Annotated in this window: 17 protein-coding genes and 1 pseudogene; 9 read left to right on the top strand and 9 right to left on the bottom strand. The window is 73.0% G+C overall.

Translation table 11 applies throughout. From position 1 onward, the window contains the following. Window positions 1–52: 52 nt before the first annotated feature. Complete coding sequence (locus tag ACIBK8_RS01285; protein WP_399039434.1) at window positions 53–2,491, top strand: ribonucleoside-diphosphate reductase subunit alpha; 2,439 nt, start codon at window positions 53–55, stop codon at window positions 2,489–2,491. Further along, a complete protein-coding gene (locus ACIBK8_RS01280) occupies window positions 2,491–3,627 on the top strand; it encodes a ribonucleotide-diphosphate reductase subunit beta (RefSeq protein ID WP_399039433.1) in 1,137 nt (378 codons plus the stop codon). Before ACIBK8_RS01285 ends, ACIBK8_RS01280 begins: the two co-directional genes overlap by 1 nt. A 72-nt stretch (window positions 3,628–3,699) precedes the next feature. Here the strand turns inward: ACIBK8_RS01280 and def are convergent, their stop codons facing one another. The 6 genes and pseudogenes from def to ACIBK8_RS01250 all read right to left on the bottom strand — a co-directional run bounded on the left by def (window position 3,700) and on the right by ACIBK8_RS01250 (window position 10,017). Then, window positions 3,700–4,344, bottom strand: a complete 645-nt coding sequence (def, locus tag ACIBK8_RS01275; protein WP_393682616.1) for a peptide deformylase — start codon at window positions 4,342–4,344, stop codon at window positions 3,700–3,702. 111 nt (window positions 4,345–4,455) lie between these two features. Then, complete coding sequence (locus tag ACIBK8_RS01270) at window positions 4,456–5,442, bottom strand: tetratricopeptide repeat protein (RefSeq protein ID WP_393683038.1); 987 nt, start codon at window positions 5,440–5,442, stop codon at window positions 4,456–4,458. 322 nt (window positions 5,443–5,764) lie between these two features. After that, a complete protein-coding gene (locus ACIBK8_RS01265) occupies window positions 5,765–7,006 on the bottom strand; it encodes an HD-GYP domain-containing protein (protein ID WP_399039432.1) in 1,242 nt (413 codons plus the stop codon). 356 nt (window positions 7,007–7,362) lie between these two features. Further along, window positions 7,363–8,727, bottom strand: a pseudogene (locus tag ACIBK8_RS01260) (HD-GYP domain-containing protein); the annotation flags it as partial. 160 nt (window positions 8,728–8,887) lie between these two features. Then, the gene (gene rsrA, locus ACIBK8_RS01255) at window positions 8,888–9,328 is read right to left on the bottom strand and encodes a mycothiol system anti-sigma-R factor (RefSeq protein ID WP_399039431.1); all 441 of its coding nucleotides are present in this window, start codon (window positions 9,326–9,328) and stop codon (window positions 8,888–8,890) included. Further along, window positions 9,325–10,017, bottom strand: coding sequence for a sigma-70 family RNA polymerase sigma factor (locus tag ACIBK8_RS01250; protein ID WP_227047275.1), 693 nt, complete (start codon window positions 10,015–10,017; stop codon window positions 9,325–9,327). Before ACIBK8_RS01250 ends, rsrA begins: the two co-directional genes overlap by 4 nt. A 413-nt stretch (window positions 10,018–10,430) precedes the next feature. Here ACIBK8_RS01250 and ACIBK8_RS01245 point away from each other — a divergent pair, with 413 nt between their 5' ends. Beyond that, window positions 10,431–11,018: a helix-turn-helix domain-containing protein gene (locus tag ACIBK8_RS01245; RefSeq protein WP_399039430.1), complete on the top strand. Its 588-nt coding sequence runs from the start codon at window positions 10,431–10,433 to the stop codon at window positions 11,016–11,018. 13 nt (window positions 11,019–11,031) lie between these two features. Here ACIBK8_RS01245 and ACIBK8_RS01240 read toward each other — a convergent pair whose 3' ends face one another. Together ACIBK8_RS01240 and ACIBK8_RS01235 are read right to left on the bottom strand one after the other, a co-directional pair. Further along, window positions 11,032–11,679: an alpha/beta family hydrolase gene (locus ACIBK8_RS01240; RefSeq protein WP_399039429.1), complete on the bottom strand. Its 648-nt coding sequence runs from the start codon at window positions 11,677–11,679 to the stop codon at window positions 11,032–11,034. 45 nt (window positions 11,680–11,724) lie between these two features. Beyond that, a complete protein-coding gene (locus ACIBK8_RS01235; protein WP_399039428.1) occupies window positions 11,725–12,558 on the bottom strand; it encodes an SOS response-associated peptidase in 834 nt (277 codons plus the stop codon). A 35-nt stretch (window positions 12,559–12,593) separates the two neighbouring features. On the opposite strand from ACIBK8_RS01235, the gene ACIBK8_RS01230 reads away from it, so the two are divergent. From ACIBK8_RS01230 to ACIBK8_RS01215, 4 genes are all read left to right on the top strand, one after another. Beyond that, the gene (locus ACIBK8_RS01230; RefSeq protein WP_399039427.1) at window positions 12,594–13,352 is read left to right on the top strand and encodes a M50 family metallopeptidase; all 759 of its coding nucleotides are present in this window, start codon (window positions 12,594–12,596) and stop codon (window positions 13,350–13,352) included. A 182-nt stretch (window positions 13,353–13,534) separates the two neighbouring features. Beyond that, entirely contained in the window at window positions 13,535–14,902 is a 1,368-nt protein-coding gene (gene aroA, locus ACIBK8_RS01225; RefSeq protein ID WP_399039426.1) for a 3-phosphoshikimate 1-carboxyvinyltransferase, read from the top strand. A gap of 14 nt (window positions 14,903–14,916) precedes the next feature. Continuing rightward, complete coding sequence (rsgA, locus tag ACIBK8_RS01220; RefSeq protein WP_399039425.1) at window positions 14,917–15,924, top strand: ribosome small subunit-dependent GTPase A; 1,008 nt, start codon at window positions 14,917–14,919, stop codon at window positions 15,922–15,924. 89 nt (window positions 15,925–16,013) lie between these two features. Beyond that, window positions 16,014–16,337, top strand: coding sequence for a DMT family transporter (locus ACIBK8_RS01215; protein ID WP_393682631.1), 324 nt, complete (start codon window positions 16,014–16,016; stop codon window positions 16,335–16,337). 78 nt (window positions 16,338–16,415) lie between these two features. Here ACIBK8_RS01215 and ACIBK8_RS01210 read toward each other — a convergent pair whose 3' ends face one another. Then, entirely contained in the window at window positions 16,416–17,177 is a 762-nt protein-coding gene (locus ACIBK8_RS01210) for a TetR/AcrR family transcriptional regulator (protein WP_399039424.1), read from the bottom strand. Window positions 17,178–17,341: 164 nt separating this feature from the next. On the opposite strand from ACIBK8_RS01210, the gene hisN reads away from it, so the two are divergent. Beyond that, the gene (gene hisN / locus ACIBK8_RS01205) at window positions 17,342–18,148 is read left to right on the top strand and encodes a histidinol-phosphatase (protein ID WP_399039423.1); all 807 of its coding nucleotides are present in this window, start codon (window positions 17,342–17,344) and stop codon (window positions 18,146–18,148) included. Window positions 18,149–18,300: 152 nt separating this feature from the next. Further along, entirely contained in the window at window positions 18,301–18,702 is a 402-nt protein-coding gene (locus tag ACIBK8_RS01200) for a cyclic nucleotide-binding/CBS domain-containing protein (RefSeq protein ID WP_393683041.1), read from the top strand. The last annotated feature ends 116 nt before the right edge of the window (window positions 18,703–18,818 follow it).

The raw sequence follows: 18,818 nt of genomic DNA, 5'->3' as shown, positions 1-18,818 counted from the left end.
GGCCGTCGCGCACCGCCCCTCCCGGCCCCCGCCGAGTGAGGGAGAGCACCACGTGACCATCGCGCCAACGGAGTCCGCGACAGCCGCCGAGGCCGGATCGCCCGATGCGGCCACGCTCCCCACCGCGGACGGCCGCCCCCAGCACGCCGACGACGCCCCTGGCACCGCCCTGCTGCGCACCCTGACCGAGCTGACCGCCGACCTCACCGCGACCGACCCCGGCAAGGTGGCCGCCGCCGCGCTCCGCGGCCGGCACCCCGGCTCCGACGAGGCCGAGCTGCGCACCCTGGCCATCGACGCGGCGGCCGGCCTGATCGGCGACGAGCCGCAGTACTCCAAGCTCGCCGCGCGGCTGCTCACCCTCGCCATCGCCGAAGAGGCCGCCGGCCAGGGCTCCGTGGCGTTCTCCGCCTCCGTCGAGGTCGGCCACCGCGAAGGTTTGATCGCCGACCGGACCGCCGCGTTCGTCCGCAGCCACGCGGCCCGCCTGGACGCGCTGGTCGAGAAGGCACTCGCGGACGGTGCCGACGACCGCTTCGGCTACTTCGGTCTGCGCACCCTGCACTCGCGCTATCTGCTGCGGCACCCCACCACCCGCCAGGTCATCGAGACCCCGCAGCACTTCCTGCTGCGGGTGGCCTGCGGCCTCGCCGAGAACGACTCCGCGGCGGCGCTCGACGACGTCGCCGAGCTGTACCGGCTGACCAGCTCGCTGTCCTACCTCCCCTCCTCCCCCACCCTCTTCAACTCCGGCACCCGCCACCCGCAGATGTCCTCCTGCTACCTGCTGGACTCGCCGCTGGACGAGCTGGACTCGATCTACGACCGCTACCACCAGGTCGCCAGGCTCTCCAAGCACGCCGGCGGCATCGGCCTCTCCTACTCCCGTATCCGGGCGCGCGGTTCGCTGATCCGCGGCACCAACGGCCACTCCAACGGCATCGTGCCGTTCCTGCGGACCCTGGACGCCTCGGTGGCCGCGGTGAACCAGGGCGGCCGGCGCAAGGGCGCGGCCTGCGTCTACCTGGAGACGTGGCACGCGGACATCGAGGAATTCCTGGAGCTGCGCGACAACACCGGCGAGGAGGCCAGGCGCACCCACAACCTGAACATCGCGCACTGGATCCCGGACGAGTTCATGCGCCGGGTGGAGGCGGACGCCGACTGGTCGCTGTTCTCGCCGTCCGACGTGCCGGAACTGGTCGACCTGTGGGGCGACGCGTTCGACGCCGCGTACCGCAAGGCGGAGGCCGAAGGCCGCGCCCTGAAGCAGATCCCGGCGCGAGTGCTCTACGCCCGGATGATGCGGACCCTCGCACAGACCGGCAACGGCTGGATGACGTTCAAGGACGCCGCCAACCGCACCGCCAACCAGACCGCCGAGCCCGGCAAGGTCGTGCACTCGTCCAACCTGTGCACCGAGATCCTGGAGGTGACGGACGACGGGGAGACCGCGGTCTGCAACCTCGGGTCGGTCAACCTCGCGGCTCACCTGGGTGAGAACGGCGAGATGGACTGGGAGCGGCTGGACGCCACCGTCCGCACCGCCGTCGCCTTCCTCGACCGGGTCGTGGACATCAACTTCTACCCGACCGAGCAGGCCGGCGCCTCCAACTCCCGCTGGCGGCCGGTCGGTCTGGGCCTGATGGGCCTCCAGGACGTCTTCTTCCGGCTGCGGCTGCCGTTCGACTCCCCCGAGGCGACGGAGCTGTCCACCCGGATCTCCGAGCGCATCATGCTCGCCGCCTACGAGTCGTCCGCCGACCTCGCCGAGCGGCACGGCCCGCACCCGGCGTGGTCCGCGACGCGTACCGCCCGCGGCGTGCTGCACCCCGACCACTACCCGAACGCCGAGCCCCGCTGGGCGGACCGCTGGGAGGCGCTGCGCGCCCGGATCGCCACGACCGGTATGCGCAACTCGCTGCTCCTGGCCATCGCGCCGACCGCGACCATCGCCTCCATCGCCGGTGTCTACGAGTGCATCGAGCCGCAGGTCTCCAACCTCTTCAAGCGCGAGACCCTGTCGGGCGAGTTCCTCCAGGTGAACGCCTACCTGATCGAGGAGTTGAAGGCGCTGGGCCTGTGGGACGCGCGGACCCGTGACGCGCTGCGCGAGGCCAACGGCTCGGTGCAGGACGTCGCGTGGATCCCCGAGGAGATCCGCGCGCTGTACCGCACCGCCTGGGAGGTCCCGCAGCGCGCGCTGATCGACATGGCCGCGGCCCGTACGCCCTACCTCGACCAGAGCCAGTCGCTGAACCTCTTCATGGCGTCGCCGACCATCGGCAAGCTCAGCTCGATGTACGCCTACGCCTGGAAGCGCGGCATCAAGACCACGTACTACCTGCGCTCCCGTCCGGCGACCCGGATCGCGCAGTCGGCCCGCGGCACCGCCGCCGCCACCCCCGCCCCCGTACCGCAGCAGGCCACCGACCCCGACGCGGTCGCCTGCTCCCTGGAAAACCCCGAGTCCTGCGAGGCCTGCCAGTAATGCCCAACCCGTCGCCCGACCACCGCCCCTCAACGACGGCGCTGCGCGCCGAAAGCCCCATCGCCCCCGAAACCGCCGTTCCGGAAACCACGGCTCCGGAAACCACCGCCACCGGCAACGGCCCCGCCACCGGCACCAAGAACCTCCTCGACCCGGGCTTCGAGCTGACGCTGCGGCCCATGCGGTACCCGGACTTCTACGACCGCTACCGCGACGCGATCAAGAACACCTGGACCGTGGAGGAGGTCGACCTCCATTCCGACGTCGCCGACCTGGCGAAGCTCTCGCCGGGCGAGCAGCACATGATCGGCCGGCTGGTGGCGTTCTTCGCGACCGGTGACTCGATCGTCGCCAACAACCTCGTGCTGACGCTCTACAAGCACATCAACTCCCCCGAGGCGCGGCTGTACTTGTCGCGGCAGCTCTTCGAGGAGGCCGTGCACGTCCAGTTCTATCTGACGCTGCTGGACACCTACCTCCCCGACCCGGAGGACCGCGCCGCCGCCTTCGCGGCCGTGGAGAACATCCCGTCCATCCGGGAGAAGGCGCAGTTCTGCTTCAAGTGGATGGACTCGGTCGAGAAGATCGACCAGTTGGAGAGCAAGGCCGACCGCCGCCGCTTCCTGCTGAACCTCATCTGCTTCGCCGCCTGCATCGAGGGGCTGTTCTTCTACGGGGCGTTCGCCTACGTCTACTGGTTCCGCTCGCGCGGCCTGCTGCACGGCCTGGCGACCGGCACCAACTGGGTGTTCCGTGACGAGACCATGCACATGAACTTCGCGTTCGAGGTCGTCGACACGGTCCGCGCCGAGGAGCCCGACCTCTTCGACGACGCGCTGGAGCAGCAGGTCACCGACATGCTCAAGGAAGCCGTCGAGGCGGAGCTCCAGTTCGGCCGCGACCTGTGCGGCGACGGCCTGCCCGGCATGAACACCGAGTCGATGCGCGAGTACCTCCAGTGCGTCGCCGACCAGCGCCTCCAGCGGCTCGGCTTCCCGCCCGTCTACGGCTCGGAGAACCCGTTCTCCTTCATGGAGCTCCAGAACGTCCAGGAGCTGACGAACTTCTTCGAGCGCCGGGCGTCGGCCTACCAGGTCGCCGTCGAGGGCTCGGTCTCCTTCGACGACGAGTTCTAGGAGTCCGCAGACACCGATGCCCTCCTGCCGCGGCCGTGCGGCAGGAGGGCATCGCGCTGCTGCGCGCGGGGCTCAGTCGTTGGCGACGACGGGGTAGCGCGGCTCCTGCTCGGCCATCTGCTTGAGCGCGTCCTTGCGGTCCCGCTTGGAGAGCCGGTCGATGTAGAGGTAGCCGTAGAGGTGGTCGGTCTCGTGCTGGAGGCAGCGCGCGAAGTAGCCGGTGCCCTGGACCGCGATCGGGTTGCCCTGGGCGTCCTGGCCGCGCACCACGGCGTAGTCGGGGCGGGCCAGCTCGGCGTAGGCGCCGGGCACGGACAGGCAGCCCTCGTTGGAGTCGTCCAGCACCCGGCGCGGGGCCGGCAGCTCGTCCAGGACGGGGTTGCAGACCGCGCCGACGTGCCGGACACCGCTGTCGTCGAGGCAGTCGTAGACGAAGACCTTCAGGTCCACGCCGATCTGGTTGGCGGCCAGGCCGACACCCTCGGCGGTGCGCTGGCTGGCGAACATGTCGTCGATCAGCTGAGCCAGCTCGTCACCGAACTCCGTGACGTCCTTGCACTCCTTGTGGAGCACCGGATTGCCGACGACCGTGATCGGCCGCGAGGTGCCGCGCTCGCGGTGGGCGCTCTCCCGCTGCTCCGCATCCGTCGTGTCGTCGATGAACTCGTCGTCCACGCGCTGCTCACCGTCTTGATCAAACACAGGCTGCTGGGCCATCTCCGCCGTACGCCTTCCCTAAAACCTTGACTGGTCGCCCTGAGGCAGGGCCGCGAGCCCGGCAGGACGTCGCGACACGCCCTACAGCCTACGGGGAGGCGCCCTGCCCCCTCAGCAGACCTCTTCGAGATCCCGCCACTCCCGGCTGTCCGGGCTGTCCGCGACCCAGCCGTCCAGCAGCCCGCGCACCAGCGCGGCGGGCGCCGCTATGCCGCATTCACGCTCCGGCACCCACAGCGAACCCGAGCCCGCGGTCCGGTGCCCCAGCGGCCCGGGATGCCCCGGTTCGCTGTGGTCGTGCGGATCGAGGTGCTCGCCGTCGCCCTCGTCGCTCGGCATCCGGCTCTCCGAGCAGGTACGGCACAGCAGCCGCACCGACGACGACCAGTCCTCGGCGGCGAAGCCCGCATCGGCGGCAAGCCGCTCCAGGGCGTCCCGGTCCGCCTCGGTGGCCGCCTCCAGGAGGACGACCCAGGTGGGCACCGGCGACGGCGCCCACAGCTCGATCTCGTCGAACACCGGGTAGGAAGGCCCGGCCGCGGTCGTCCGCTCGCCGTGCGGGACGCCGTCGTGCAGCACGACCTCGCCCCAGCGCCGCCCGGAGGACGGCAGCGGGATCGACAGCACCTCTATGCGCGCCGGATCCAGCCGGCGGCCCCAGACCACCTCGGCCTCGCCCTCGGGCGAGAGGCGGACGGCGGCGCTGCCCAGGGCCATACCGACCGGTTCGCCGGACGGTGAGCCGTCGGCGGGCACCCGCAGGCCGTACGCCTGCCAGGCGCGGCGGGCCAGCGGCCAGTCCTGGAGTGCGGTGGCGGCGATGCCGACGTTCCACCAGTCGGGCGCTCCGGTGCCGCGGTCGAGCAGCGCGACGGCGCGCAGCCCGGCGGCCCTGGCGCCTTCCCAGTCGTGCCGGAACTTGTGCAGCAGGGCGAGGTTGAACCAGGACTCCGACAGCCAGGGCTCCATGTCGGCGGCGCGGGTCAGCAGAGCGCCCGCGTCCTCGTAACGGCCGTCACCGATCAGCGTGAAAGCGCGGTCGGTCGCCTGCCGCCACGAGGCGGATGGGCGGTGCCGTACCTTGCCGAAGATCCTCACGATTCCCGCCTGCTGGTTGCTCTTGATGCCGCTTTCGGATGTGTCCCGAGCGGCGCCCGGGGCCGTCTGGGGGCCCACTCGACAACCTGCCACAGTTTGCCGTCGGGCTCAGCCTGATCTGCTGTGCCCCCTGCGGCTCCTTGCCCTGCACGTTCCCCCTGAACCCCTTTCGGGGTTCCCTTCGCATCCAACCATGCCCATCTCGGCGGGCGCTCATTACCCATGGGTTCCACGGACTGCCCGACGGGCCGGGGCCGCCCGGCGCGTTCCGCGTCCGGCGAACAGCCACCCGCGCGCGCCCTGCCTCCTGAAGGGCGCGCCCTCACGCCGTCCTGCCGCCCCTCGCCAGGACCCGGGCGAGTGCCTCCACCACCCGCGGTTCGTGGTCCTGCGCTCCGGACAGCCGCAGCCGCTCCAGGGCGCGCAGCGGCCCTCCGGGGTCCGCGGCGCCGCCCGACCAGTCGTCGTAGGCGTTGACGGTGCGCACGATGCGTGCGGTGAGCGGCTGGTCGCGGTACGGATCCGCCTGCCGTTCGACGATCACGGCGACCTCGGCGGGCACCCCGGTACTGCGCACCACGGCGCCGCCCAGCAGGGCGATCCGGCGCTGTTCGCCGGACGGCAGCAGGGCGGTGGCACCGGCGGGCACCGGGTCGAGCAGCGAGAGCTGGCCGATGTCGTGCATCAGCGCGGCGTACTCCAGGACGTCCAAGTCCGGTGCGGTGAGCCCGAGTTCCCGGCCGACCGCCCGGCTGAGCGCGGCGACCCGGCGGGCGTGGCCGTGCGGGGTGTAGCCGGCGATCTCGGTGGACCGGGCCAGCGAGGCGATGGTCTGCCGGTAGGTGGCCCGTACGGCGGCGAACCTGCGGAACGCGTACTGGGTCAGCAGCAGCGGCAGGCAGAACACCGGCAGCGCCCAGAGCCCGGCGACCGCGGTGGCCAGCGACATCACCACGCCGGTCGCGCAGATCGCCGAGCCGATGCCGGGCAGCGCCCGCAACTCGTCGCGCAGCAGCGGCCCGTACGGCCAGCCGGTGCGGCCCCGGGCGAGCGCGGCGGCCAGGACGGCGTCGCACAGCGCGGTGAGCGCCAGGACCGCGAGCATGACCAGCGGATGGCCGGGACCGTCGCCCGTCCACGCGCGCAGTGTGCCTGTCGTGTAGAGGGGCTGGAAGCAGGTGGCGGCGAAGCCGGTGGTCAGCAGGCGGCGCGCCAGGTGGTCGAGCGCGGGCCCGCGGCCACGCGCGAGGTGCGGGACGAGCCCCACCAGACCGGCCGCGGCGACGACCGCCAGGGTCTGCGCCACTCCGTGCGTGGTCGGCCGCCCGCCGACGTCGCCGAGCAGCGCGTACGCCAGCGCGCCCGCGGCGCCGAGCGGCGCGCACTCCCGCTCGCCCGGCGCCCGGCCCGCCACGCAGGTCCTGGTGGGGCCGAGCCGCACCAGTTCGCCCACGACGATCAGCAGCCCGAAGGCCAGCGCGACGCGGGGCTCGGCCACGCCGTTCCGCAGGGTGTTCCCGAGCGCCCAGACCGCCGATGCCGCGGCGGCCACGCAGACCGCCACGACGAGCGCTCCGGACCGCCGGGCGGGCTGCGGGCCGGCCCCCGGCGCCCGGCGGCCCTCGCCGTTCACCGCTCGCCCGGCCTTCGCGCGGGACCTGCCGGGCCGCACCACCGCTTCGCCACGGCCTGCACACGTCCGATCCCGGGCGCCGCGCGGTGGCCGCCTGAGCCGCGCCCGGCCCGGGACGCGGCGGCCCCGGCACCGGCCGCCGCCCCGGCATCTGCCGCCTGCTCCGGCCCGTCCGCGTCGGCAGCAGGGACGTTTCCGCTACCCGGAGCCACCGCCGCGGAGACGGCCGGCGCCAGGGCCTGCGTGCGCCCCTGCGCAGGCCCGCCGGGGCCGTCGCCCGCCTGCGCCCGGCACCGCGCGGCGGCCGGATCCGCCCCGTCCGCCCCGTCATCGTCCGTCCTGTCATCGACCGCCACCGCCGCCACCGGATCCGCGTCGGCCGCCATGACGAGTCCGGGATGCCAGCCGTGCCGATCGAGCGAGGCCGCCAGGGCCCGCACCATCCGGGGGTCGAACTGCGCCCCGGCGCAGTTGCGCAGCTCCGCCACGGCGGCGGCCACCGGCCGGGCCCGGCGGTAGGAACGGGTGGAGGTCATCGCGTCGAAGGCGTCGGCCACCGCCACCACCCGGGCGAACTCCGGGATTTGACGCCCCGTCAGCCCGTACGGGTAGCCGCGGCCGTCCAGCCGCTCGTGGTGGTGCAGGATCGCCGCCCGCGCCTCGCCCAGGAAGCCGATGCCCCGCACGATCTCGTGGCCGTACTCGGGATGCAGTTCGATGACGCGGCGCTCCTCCGGCGTCAGCGGCCCGTCCTTGCGCAACAGCCGGGTGGGCACGCCGAGTTTGCCGACGTCGTGGAGGATGCCGGCGAACCGCAGCACCTCGACCCGGTCCTCCGCCATGCCCAGTTCCCGCGCGATCATCACCGAGGCCCGGCCGACCCGTTCGCTGTGCCCGCGGGTGTAGCGGTCCTTGATGTCCACGGCCTGCACCAGCGCCCTGATCGTCGCCCGGTGGGCGGCCCGCTCCCGGTGGTACCGGGCGAGGACCCAGCAGGAGAGGTACATCGGCAGCAGCACCAGCAGCGCGGCGGGCGGCCCGTACGGGCTGCGCCACAGGACCGCCATCATCAGCCCGGCCAGGCCGTGCACCAGGTACGGCGGCAGGGAACGGGCCGGTCCGCCGCGCCAGGCGGTGCGCGGCGGGTGCCGTTCGGCGGCGACCAGCACCCCGCCGTCCAGCACGGCGATCACTCCGCAGAACGCGGCTGCGGTGGCCGCGGCGGGCAGCAGCAGGGCGGGGAACTGCGGTGCGGACAGCGGGTGATGGCCCGTCGCCTGGCAGATGTGTGCGGAAACCCAGCAGGCCAGGGCCAGTTCGGCGGCGTGCCAGAGCCTGCGGGCGGCGGCGGACCGCGCCTCGGCGGGGGCGGTCAGCCCGCCCGGTACGGCGGCCAGCGCGGCGAGCGGCGGCGGCAGCAGGAAGACCCCGGCCAGCAGCACGGGGAAGAACGCGGTGCCGCCGATCGGCTCGCGGCGGCCCTGCACCGGGCAGTGGCGCGCCCGCTCGCACACCGCGTAGAGGGTGGCGAGGGCGGCGGCGTCGCCCCAGGGCGCGTCGGCGCCGAGTCCTGCGGCGGGGGCCGCGCACAGCGCCGCGGCAAGCACGGCGCAGCCGATGAACCCCTGCGCGGCCACCGGAAGTTCCCGCATCGCGCCCTCCTCCCCGAAGCCACAGCGTGTCCCCGCACAGGGGTGTCCCGTGCACGGGGGTTCGGTGAGGATAAAGGGGCCGAGAGGCGCGCGACGGCGCATCGGCGGATCGGGCGGGACGAATCGCCCCGCCCCTCACCCCTTAGGGTGACGCGGCGCCTTATTCGGCGCGTGCGGCCTCGGTACGTGCTGCGGCGGACCCGTCCTGGCCGGCGGCGGCCGGTGCGTCCGCGTCGCCGCAGGCAGCCGGGGTGTCGCCGCTGTCCGCGCCCGGGGCGGCGGCGCGGTTCCGCTGTGCCTGTTCGTGCTTGGCCTGGTCGAGGACGCTGACCTCGGGGACGGTCTCGCCCGCCCTGATCAGGTCGATCCTGCCCATGACCTTCGAGCGCAGGTCGGTGGGCACGTCGTCGTGGCCGCAGCAGCGCTTGACCAGCTTCTTGACGGCCTGTTCGAGTCCGTACTTCTCCAGGCACGGCGAGCACTCGTCGATGTGCACCTGGAATTTCTCGCACTCGCCCGCGGGCATCTCACGGTCGAGATACTCGTAGAGGTGGTCGAGAACCTCGGAGCAGTCCTTGTCGTGCGGATCTCCGCAGCTCATGATCCCGAGCCTTTCCGGTCGTGCGGCTGCGGTGCCTCCGCCGCAGCCCCTGCCCCGGCCGGGACCAGCCCGCGCTCACGGGCGTAATCCTCCAGCATGCCGCGCAGTTGGCGTCGGCCTCGGTGCAGGCGGGACATCACCGTGCCGATGGGTGTCCCCATGATGTCGGCGATCTCCTTGTACGCAAACCCCTCGACGTCCGCGAGATACACCGCGATACGGAATTCCTCGGGAATGGCCTGGAGCGCGGCCTTCACATCCGAATCGGGCAGGTGGTCGAGCGCCTGCGACTCGGCGGAGCGCAGCCCCGTCGACATGTGCGACTCGGCGCGCGCGAGCTGCCAGTCCTCGATCTCCTCGGCGGCACTGCGCTGCGGCTCCCGCTGCTTCTTGCGGTAGGAGTTGATGAAGGTGTTGGTGAGGATGCGGTACAGCCACGCCTTGAGGTTGGTGCCCTCCCGGAACTGGTGGAAGGACGCATACGCCTTTGCGTACGTCTCCTGCACCAGGTCCTCCGCGTCGGCCGGATTGCGCGTCATGCGCAGCGCGGCGGAGTACATCTGGTCCAGGAAGGTGAGGGCGTCACGCTCGAAGCGGGCGTTGCGCTCGGCGTCGCTCTCCTTCCGGGCCCCGGCGTGCTCCTCAGCCGTGCCGTCGGTCCCTGCGTCGGTCCCAGTGACCGGACCCACCTCCTCCACCACCGTGACGGATCCGGATGCGGACCCACTCGATTCGGAGAATAGACGACGATCCGGTGCCACCGCCGCTCCAGCCAGAGCGGGCTGCGATACCTGCACCTGCGACCACTGTAGATCGGCGGCCGGACGGGCCGGGCAAGCGATTCCCATGCGGCGGGCTCCCATTCCTCACGATGCGCTGGATGTACTCGGGCGTCTTACGCCTTGGTCAACAGCCGGACCGACGCGGCCATTCCCGCACCGCCGCCCCCGTTCCGCCGGGGCCGGACAGTGGGCGCACCGGCCGTCGGAACCGCCGCGTACGCCCTCTCGACAACGGCCGCACCCGGCCCTTCATTCCCGCCCCGCCCTCCGCTCCGCCCCCAGGGCTTGACAAAACGCATTGCCGCTTCAGCAATGGAGGGGTGACGGACAACGCATACGAACAGGTGCTCTCCGAGGTCGGACCGCGGCTGCGCCGCCTGCGCCAGGAACGGTCGGTGACGCTGGCCTCGCTCTCGGAAGCCACCGGCATCTCGGTCAGCACCCTCTCCCGGCTGGAATCCGGCGGGCGCCGGGCCACCCTCGAACTGCTGCTGCCGCTGGCACAGGCCCATCAGGTGCCGCTGGACGAGCTGGTGGGCGCGCCGGAGGTCGGCGATCCGCGGGTGCGCGCGGTGCCGCAGCGGCGCGAGCACATGACGTTCGTGCCGCTGACCCGCCAGCCGGGTGCCCTCCAGGCGTTCAAACTCGTCATCGACCCGGTCAAGAGCCAGCCCGAGCAGCGCACCCACGAGGGCTACGAATGGCTCTACGTACTGTCCGGCCGGCTGCGGCTGCTGCTGGCCGACCGCGATGTCCTGCTGAAGGCCGGCGAGGCGGCGGAGTTCGACACCCGGCTGCCGCACTGGTTCGGCCCGGCGGACGACGAGCCGGTGGAGCTGCTCAGCCTCTTCGGCAGGCAGGGCGAGCGGATGCACGTACGCGCCCGGCCACGCGGCCGGACGGAGTGAGGCCCGCCGGGGATCAGCCGAAGAGCCCGTCCAGCCACTCCACCACCACGGCGGTGAGCCGGTCCATCGACTCCGCCTCCGTCACCCCCGCCTTCTTGGGCACCGCGAAACCGTGGTCCCCGTGTGCCACCTCGCGCAGTTCCGTGCCGCCAGGGAACTCGCCAGGCCCGCCGAACGGATCCCGGCCGCCCTGGACGACCAGCGTCGGCACCCCCGCACCGGCCAGTTCGCCGGCCCGTGACTTCTCGGGCCTGCCCGGCGGGTGCAGCGGGAAGCTGAGGGCGAGGACGGCGTGCGCGCCCAGTTCACGTGCGGTGCGGCAGGCCACCCTGGCGCCCGCGCTGCGGCCACCCGCGACGACCGGCAGCCCCGGCTTCTCCAGCGCGGGCCACAGCGCCGTCCATGCCACGTCCAGGGTCTTGGGCGCGGGCGCCACCTTCTTGCCCGCGACCCGCCACGGCTGCTCGACCAGTGCCACGGTGTAGCCGCGTCCCGGCAGCGCGGCGGCCAGGGCCCGCAGGTCGCGCGCCTCGATCCCGCCGCCTGCGCCGTGCCCGACGGCCACCACGGCCCGCGCCGGCACCGGCGCCCGGTACCAGCTGATCCGCGCGTCCCCTGCCGGTGTCGCCACCGTCTCGCTCTCGTTCGCCCCTGTGCTCATGCCCCCATCCTGCCGGGCGGGCCCGCGAGGGGCGGGCGCGCCGCTTCAGAAGAGGGTGGCGACCTCGGGCCCTTCGAGTTCGGTGAGCAGCTCGGGTCCGTTGTTGCGGACGTTGCTGACGTCCGTCGGGACGGGGTAGGCGCGCATCAGCCCCGGGGGCGGCGGCGTGAGGAGTCCGCGCAGCCGGTCGAGTCCTGCGGGCGCCGGGTCGAGCCAGGCGTCCCAGCGGTCCGGGGGCATGACCAGCGGCATCCGGGGGTGGATCTCGGACAGCGACTGCGGTCCTTCGCCGCCTTCGGCTCCGGCCAGCGGCGTGGTCTCGGCCTCGGTCGTGAGGACCGTGCAGGTCACCCACCACGCCTGCGGGTGGTCGCCGGGCAGGGTGGTGTCCCGCCAGAACTCGTAGAGCCCGGCCATCGCCATCACGGAGCCGTCGGCAGGCGTCACGAAGTACGGCTGCTTCCGCGCCCGCTTCTTCCTGCCGCGCTCCTCCAGCTCCCGCTCCTCCGGTGCGGTCACCCACTCGTAATAGCCGTCCCCGGGGAGCAGGCAGCGGCGGGTGGCGAACGCCTGCTTGAAGGACGGCTTCTCGTGCACCGTCTCGGACCGCGCGTTGATCATCTTCGCGGCGCCTTCGGGTGACTTCGACCACGACGGCACCAGGCCCCACTTCAGCGTCCGCAACTGGCGCACCGGCGCTCCCGGGGGGAACGCGGCAGCCGCCTCGCCCTTCAGGGGACGTTCGAGCACCGCGTGCACGTTGACCGTCGGGGCGATGTTGAAGTCGGGCGCCAGGGTCTCCTCCGGATCCCAGCGCCGGACCCCGAAAATCTCCACCAGTTCCTCGGGCCTGCGACTCGCTGCATACCTTCCGCACATGCGTGCCACACTGCCATGCCACACGAAGGGACGACATGGACACCGATCACCTCACGGACGTATGGAGCCGCGTCTTCGGGATCCAGCCCGATCCGCCGGCCTGGCTGGTGATCGTCACGGCGGTCGTCGCGCTGGCCGCGGTCGCCCCGCACCCCGCCTGGCGCCTGTCCCGCAACGCCGTCACCATCGCGCACGAGGGCGGCCACGGCCTGCTCGCGCTGGTCACCGGGCGCCGCCTGGAGGGCATCCGGCTGCACTCGGACACCTCCGGGCTGACCGTCTCGCGCGGCAAGCCGACCGGCATCGGCATGATCCTCACCGCGGCGGCCGGCTACATCACGCCGTCCCTGCTGGGGCTCGCGGGCGCCGCCCTGCTGGCGGCCGGGCACATCACGGCCCTGCTCTGGGGCGCGACGGTGCTGCTGATCGCGATGCTGGTGATGATCCGCAACGCCTACGGCGTGCTCACCGTCGTCCTGGCGGGCGCCGCGTTCGTCCTCGTCTCCTGGCTGACCACACCGGACGTCCAGGCCGCGTTCGCGTACGTGGTGGTGTGGTTCCTGCTGCTGGGCGGCGTACGGCCGCCGTTCGAGCTGCAGCGCAAACGGCGGCGGATGGCCCGCCCCGCCTTCGTGAGCCCCTCCGGGATGATGGCCGAGCGGCGGGATGGCGACTCCGACCCCGACCAGCTGGCGCGGCTGACGCACGTCCCCGCGGTCGTCTGGCTGGGCCTGTTCCACGTCGTGACGCTCTGCTCGCTGATCGGCGGCGGACGCTGGCTGCTGGGGATCTGAGGGGCGGGGCGGCCCGCCTCCGGGACGCCCGGAACACCGGCCCGCCCCTTGGCCCTGTCCCCCGAACGGGCAAGCCACGCACCGGATTCGGGCCCACACGCCCTATCAGCGTCATGTTTCGTGAGAGTTGCACCGTTTTTGATCAAGATCGGCACCCTTGCCCAGCGATTAAAGTGAGGGGCATGACCGAGCGCCCAGCACTTCCCGCCCTCTGGCCCGCCCCCGTCGCCTCCGGGGCGGTCGATGCGACCGTCACCGTGCCAGGCTCCAAATCGGTCACCAACCGCGGACTGGTGCTGGCCGCCCTCTCCTCCGAGCCCGGCTGGCTCCGCCGCCCGCTGCGCTCCCGGGACACCCTGCTGATGGCCGAGGCGCTGCGCACCCTGGGCGTCGGCATCGAGGAGACCGCGTCCTCCAGCTCCGCGGGCGGGCAGCCGCCGGCCGGCGGCGGCGAGGCATGGCGGATCATCCCGGCCGGACTGCGCGGCCCGGCCACCGTCGACGTCGGCAACGCCGGCACGGTCATGCGCTTCCTCCCCCCGGTCGCGGCCCTCGCCGACGGCCCGATCCGCTTCGACGGCGACCCGCGCTCCTACGAGCGTCCGCTGGGCGGCGTGATCGAGGGGCTGCGCGCCCTCGGCGCCCGGATCGAGGACGACGGCCGCGGCGCCCTCCCGATGACGGTGCACGGCAGCGGCGCCCTGGACGGCGGCCCGGTCGAGATCGACGCCTCCTCGTCCTCCCAGTTCGTCAGCGCCCTGCTGCTGTCGGCCCCGCGCTTCAACCAGGGTGTCGAGGTCCGGCACACCGGCTCGGCGCTGCCGTCCATGCCGCACATCCGGATGACCGTCGACATGCTGCGCAGCGCCGGTGCCCAGGTGGACACCCCCGAGTCGGGCGGCGAGCCGAACGTCTGGCGGGTCACCCCTGGCGCCCTGCTCGGCCGCGACCTGGTCGTCGAGCCCGACCTCTCCAACGCCCAGCCGTTCCTGGCCGCCGCCCTGGTGACCGGCGGCCGGGTCACCATCCCGGACTGGCCCGAGCACACCACCCAGCCCGGTGACGCGCTGCGCGAGATCTTCACCGCCATGGGCGGCTCCTGCGAGCTGACCGACAGCGGCCTGACCTTCACCGGCGGCGGCGCGGTGCACGGCATCGACGTCGACCTCAGCGAGGTCGGCGAGCTGACCCCCGGCATCGCCGCCGTCGCGGCGCTCGCCGACTCGCCTTCCACCCTGCGCGGCGTCGCCCACCTGCGGCTGCACGAAACGGACCGGCTGGCCGCGCTCACCAAGGAGCTGAACGGCCTGGGCGGCGACGTCACCGAGACCGCCGACGGCCTGCACATCCGGCCGCGCCCGCTGCACGGCGGCGTCTTCCACACGTACGAGGACCACCGCCTGGCGACCGCCGCCGCCCTCATCGGTCTGGCCGTCGAGGGCGTCGAGGTGGAGAACGTCGCCACCACCGCCAAGACGCTGCCCGACTTCCCCGCGCTGTGGACGGACATGCTCACCCCCGCGTCCGGCCCCGCCGCCCGGAGAGCCTGAGGGTTTCCGCCGCCATGCGCCGCTACGGCAAGAACCCCGACGAGGACGACATCCGTGTCCGCCCCAACCGCAAGGGCAACCGTCCCCGCACCAACATCCGCCCCAAGCACGAGGACGCGTCCGAGGGCCTGGTCCTGACCGTCGACCGGGGCCGCCTCACCGTCCTCATCGACGACCGCACGGTCACCGCGATGAAGGCCCGCGAACTGGGCCGCAAGAGCGCGGTCGTCGGCGACCGCGTCGCCGTGGTCGGCGATCTGAGCGGCGCCAAGGACACCCTGGCGCGCATCGTCCGGGTCGAGCCGCGCACCTCCACGCTGCGCCGTACGGCCGATGACGACGACCCGTACGAGCGGGTCGTCGTCGCCAACGCCGACCAGCTCGCCATCGTCACCGCGCTCGCCGACCCCGAGCCGCGCCCCCGGCTGATCGACCGCTGTCTGGTCGCCGCCTACGACGCGGGCCTCGACCCGCTGCTGGTGCTGACCAAGTCCGACCTGGCGTCGGCCGACAGCCTCCTGGAGTCCTACGGCGCGCTGGGCGTCCCCTATCTGGTCACCAACCGCGACGAACTCGCCGACGGCGCCGCCGCCGACCGGGTGCGCGAGCGGCTGACGGGACGCATGACGGCCTTCGTCGGCCACTCGGGCGTCGGCAAGACCACCCTGGTCAACTCCCTGGTGCCGGACCGCCGTCGGGCGACCGGACACGTCAACGCGCACACCGGCCGCGGCCGGCACACCACCACATCCGCGCTGGCCCTGCCGCTGCCCGGCGACTCGGGCTGGGTCATCGACACCCCTGGCGTACGGTCCTTCGGACTGCACCACGTCGATCCGTCGCGGGTCATCCTGGCCTTCCCCGACCTGGTGCCCGGCACCGCCGAGTGCCCGCGCGCGTGCAGCCACGACGAGCAGGACTGCGCGCTGGACGCCTGGGTCGCCGACGGCCACGCCGACCCGGCCCGGCTGTATTCGCTGCGGCGCCTCCTGTCGACCCGTGAGCGACGCGAGGGCGACTGATCACCGGAGTTCGCCCTCCGCCGCCCGAGGTAAAGGCATAATCACACCAAGGCAGGCGGAGCGGTCAGGATCTGACGGAGGCATGGGATATGGCGTGGCTGCTCGTCGTGGTGGCAGGTCTCCTGGAGACCGGCTTCGCGGTCTGCCTCAAGCTGTCGCACGGCTTCACCCGCCTGTTCCCGACCGTCGCCTTCGCCGCCTTCGCACTGGCCAGCTTCGGCCTGCTGACGCTGTCCCTGCGCAAGCTCGACGTCGGCCCCGCGTACGCGGTCTGGACCGGCATCGGCGCGGCCGGCACGGCGATCTACGGCATGGTCTTCCTCGGCGACGTGGTCTCCACGCTGAAGCTGGTGTCCATCACCCTCGTGATCATCGGTGTCGTCGGGCTGCAGCTGTCGGGATCGGCCCACTGACGGACCGGCCGCGGGAGACCGCGGGCACCCGCCGCCCCGCGGCGAACACGTCCCGCCGCACCCAGCGGTGACCGCCCTTCAGCCCGCGGCCCGGCCCCCGCCGGACACCGCGCTGCCGGACGCCCCACGGGCCTCGGGCAGGTGGGCGAACGCCCCGCGCACCAGCCGCGCCACCGCCTCGGTCTCCGCGTCCCGCCGCCCTCCGGCCCCGGAGGGTGCCGCGCCGGGTCTCTGCGCTCCCCGCCGCCCCGGGGCCCGTACGGGCGGACCGGCCTCGGGGGCGACGACGCAGGACAGGGTCAGCCGGGCGGCGGCCTCGCAGGCGGTGCCCAGGGCGGGCAGTTCCTCGACGGGCCAGTCCGGCTCCAGGGCGGCCACCGCGCGGTCGCAGAACCTGCCGACCCATTCGGCGGGCCCCGGCAGCGGTGCGTCACCGGCCGACCGACGCGGCGCGGGGACACCTGACCGCGCACCACGGACCGGCGGCGGGGCCGGCAGCCGGTCGCTCCAGCAGCCCGTCAACGCGGCCCGCACCAGGGGGTTGGCGCGGGCGGTGCGCAGCGTCCAGGCGGCAGCCGCGACGACCCGGCCCGCCGCGTCGTCCCCGGTGCGCGCGGGCCGGCCGTCGGCCAGGGCCCGTTCGACACCCGCGAGATAGCTGTCGGTCTCGCGGCGCACGAGCGCGCGGGCGAGCCCTTCCTTGCTGCCGAACTCGTTGTAGAGGGTCTGCCGCGAGACCCCGGCGCGGGCCGCCACGTCCACCATCCTGACCGCCGTCCAGGGGCGGCTCGCCAGCGCCGTGTACGCGGCATCGAGCAAGGAATCACGCGCTGCAGGCATCGTCGCCTCCCCGGCCCACCGGCCCAAATGACCGGCGTGCGGACAGAATTGACGCGGCGCCAGGGACTGTCAAGGGTCGCCGCACGGCGGGCCTGAACCGTCGTACACGCCCGGCGGACCATGGCCGTGTGGCTCCTGCGTATACCAGTCGATACTGTTCGCACATGCCCGACTATCACGATGATCTCCGTCTCGGCCACGTCCTGGCGGATGCCGCTGACGCCGCCACCATGGACCGGTTCAAGGCACTCGACCTGAAGGTCGAGACCAAACCGGACATGACCCCGGTGAGCGAGGCGGACAAGGCCGCCGAGGAGCTGATCCGCGGCCATCTCCAGCGGGCAAGGCCACGCGACTCGGTGCTCGGCGAGGAGTTCGGCAGCACCGAGGGCGCAGGACCGCGCCGCTGGATCATCGACCCGATCGACGGCACGAAGAACTACGTCCGCGGGGTGCCGGTCTGGGCCACCCTGATCGCGCTGATGGAGCGCGGCGAGGGCGGCGACCGCCCGGTGGTCGGCATCGTCTCGGCCCCGGCGCTCAACCGCAGGTGGTGGGCGGCCGAGGGTCTTGGCGCCTTCACGGGGCGGAGCCTGACCTCCGCCAGCCGGCTGCACGTCTCGGAGGTCGGCAGCATCCGGGACGCCTCGTTCGCGTACTCGTCGCTGGCCGGCTGGGAGGAGCGCGACAAGCTGTCCGGCTTCCTGGAGCTGGGCCGGGACTGCTGGCGCACCCGGGCCTACGGCGACTTCTGGCCGTACATGATGGTCGCCGAGGGCTCGGTGGACATCTGCGCGGAGCCGGAACTCTCCCTGTGGGACATGGCGGCCTGCGCCGTCGTGGTGCAGGAGGCCGGCGGCCGGTTCACCGGCCTGGACGGCAAGCCGGGCCCGCACAGCGGAAACGCCGCGGCCTCCAACGGCCTGCTCCACGACGACCTGCTGACGTACGTCGGGGACGCACGGCACTGACCTGCGTGGTGACGGGGGCCGGGCAGACGTCCGGCCCCTGACTCTTGTGACCCCGCCGGAGAGCATGTGAACATGAGAATCCCCACGTTTGTGAACTTGTGAATCCCTTCTCCAGTTCACATCCGCCAAGGAGGTGGCTCTCTTCCATGCCCCTGCTCGTCAAGGACGCCATGAGCACGCTGGTCCTCACCATCGGGCCCGCGCACACCCTCCGTCAGGCCGCCCAGCTGATGGCGGCCCGCCGCGTCGGCGCGGCGGTCGTACTCGACACCGACACCAGCGGCCTCGGGATCCTCACCGAGCGCGACATCCTCAACTCCCTGGGCGCGGGCGAGAATCCGGACCGGGAGACCGCCCAGACCCACACCACGTCCGATGTGGTCTTCGCCGCACCGGACTGGACCCTGGACGACGCCGCGGACGCCATGGTGCGCGGCGGCTTCCGGCATCTGATCGTCCTCGACGACCGCGAGCCGGTCGGCGTCGTATCGGTCCGCGACATCATCCGCTGCCGCTCGGCCGCCATCGTGAGGACCGACGCGGTACCCGCCTGAGGCCGCAGGCACGAAGAGGCCGGAGCCCCATGGCATCCGGCCTCTTCGGCTGGTACGGCAAGCAGCCGTCGCGCGCCGCCCCCGGCCGGGCCACCGCCGCCGCGCGGGCGGTGGCG

The sequence above is a fragment of the Streptomyces sp. NPDC050161 genome, from assembly GCF_044460025.1.
In the GTDB taxonomy this organism is placed as follows: Bacteria; Actinomycetota; Actinomycetes; order Streptomycetales; family Streptomycetaceae; genus Streptomyces.
Note: the sequence above shows the minus strand (reverse complement) of the source record. Positions and strands in the feature narration are given on the sequence as shown.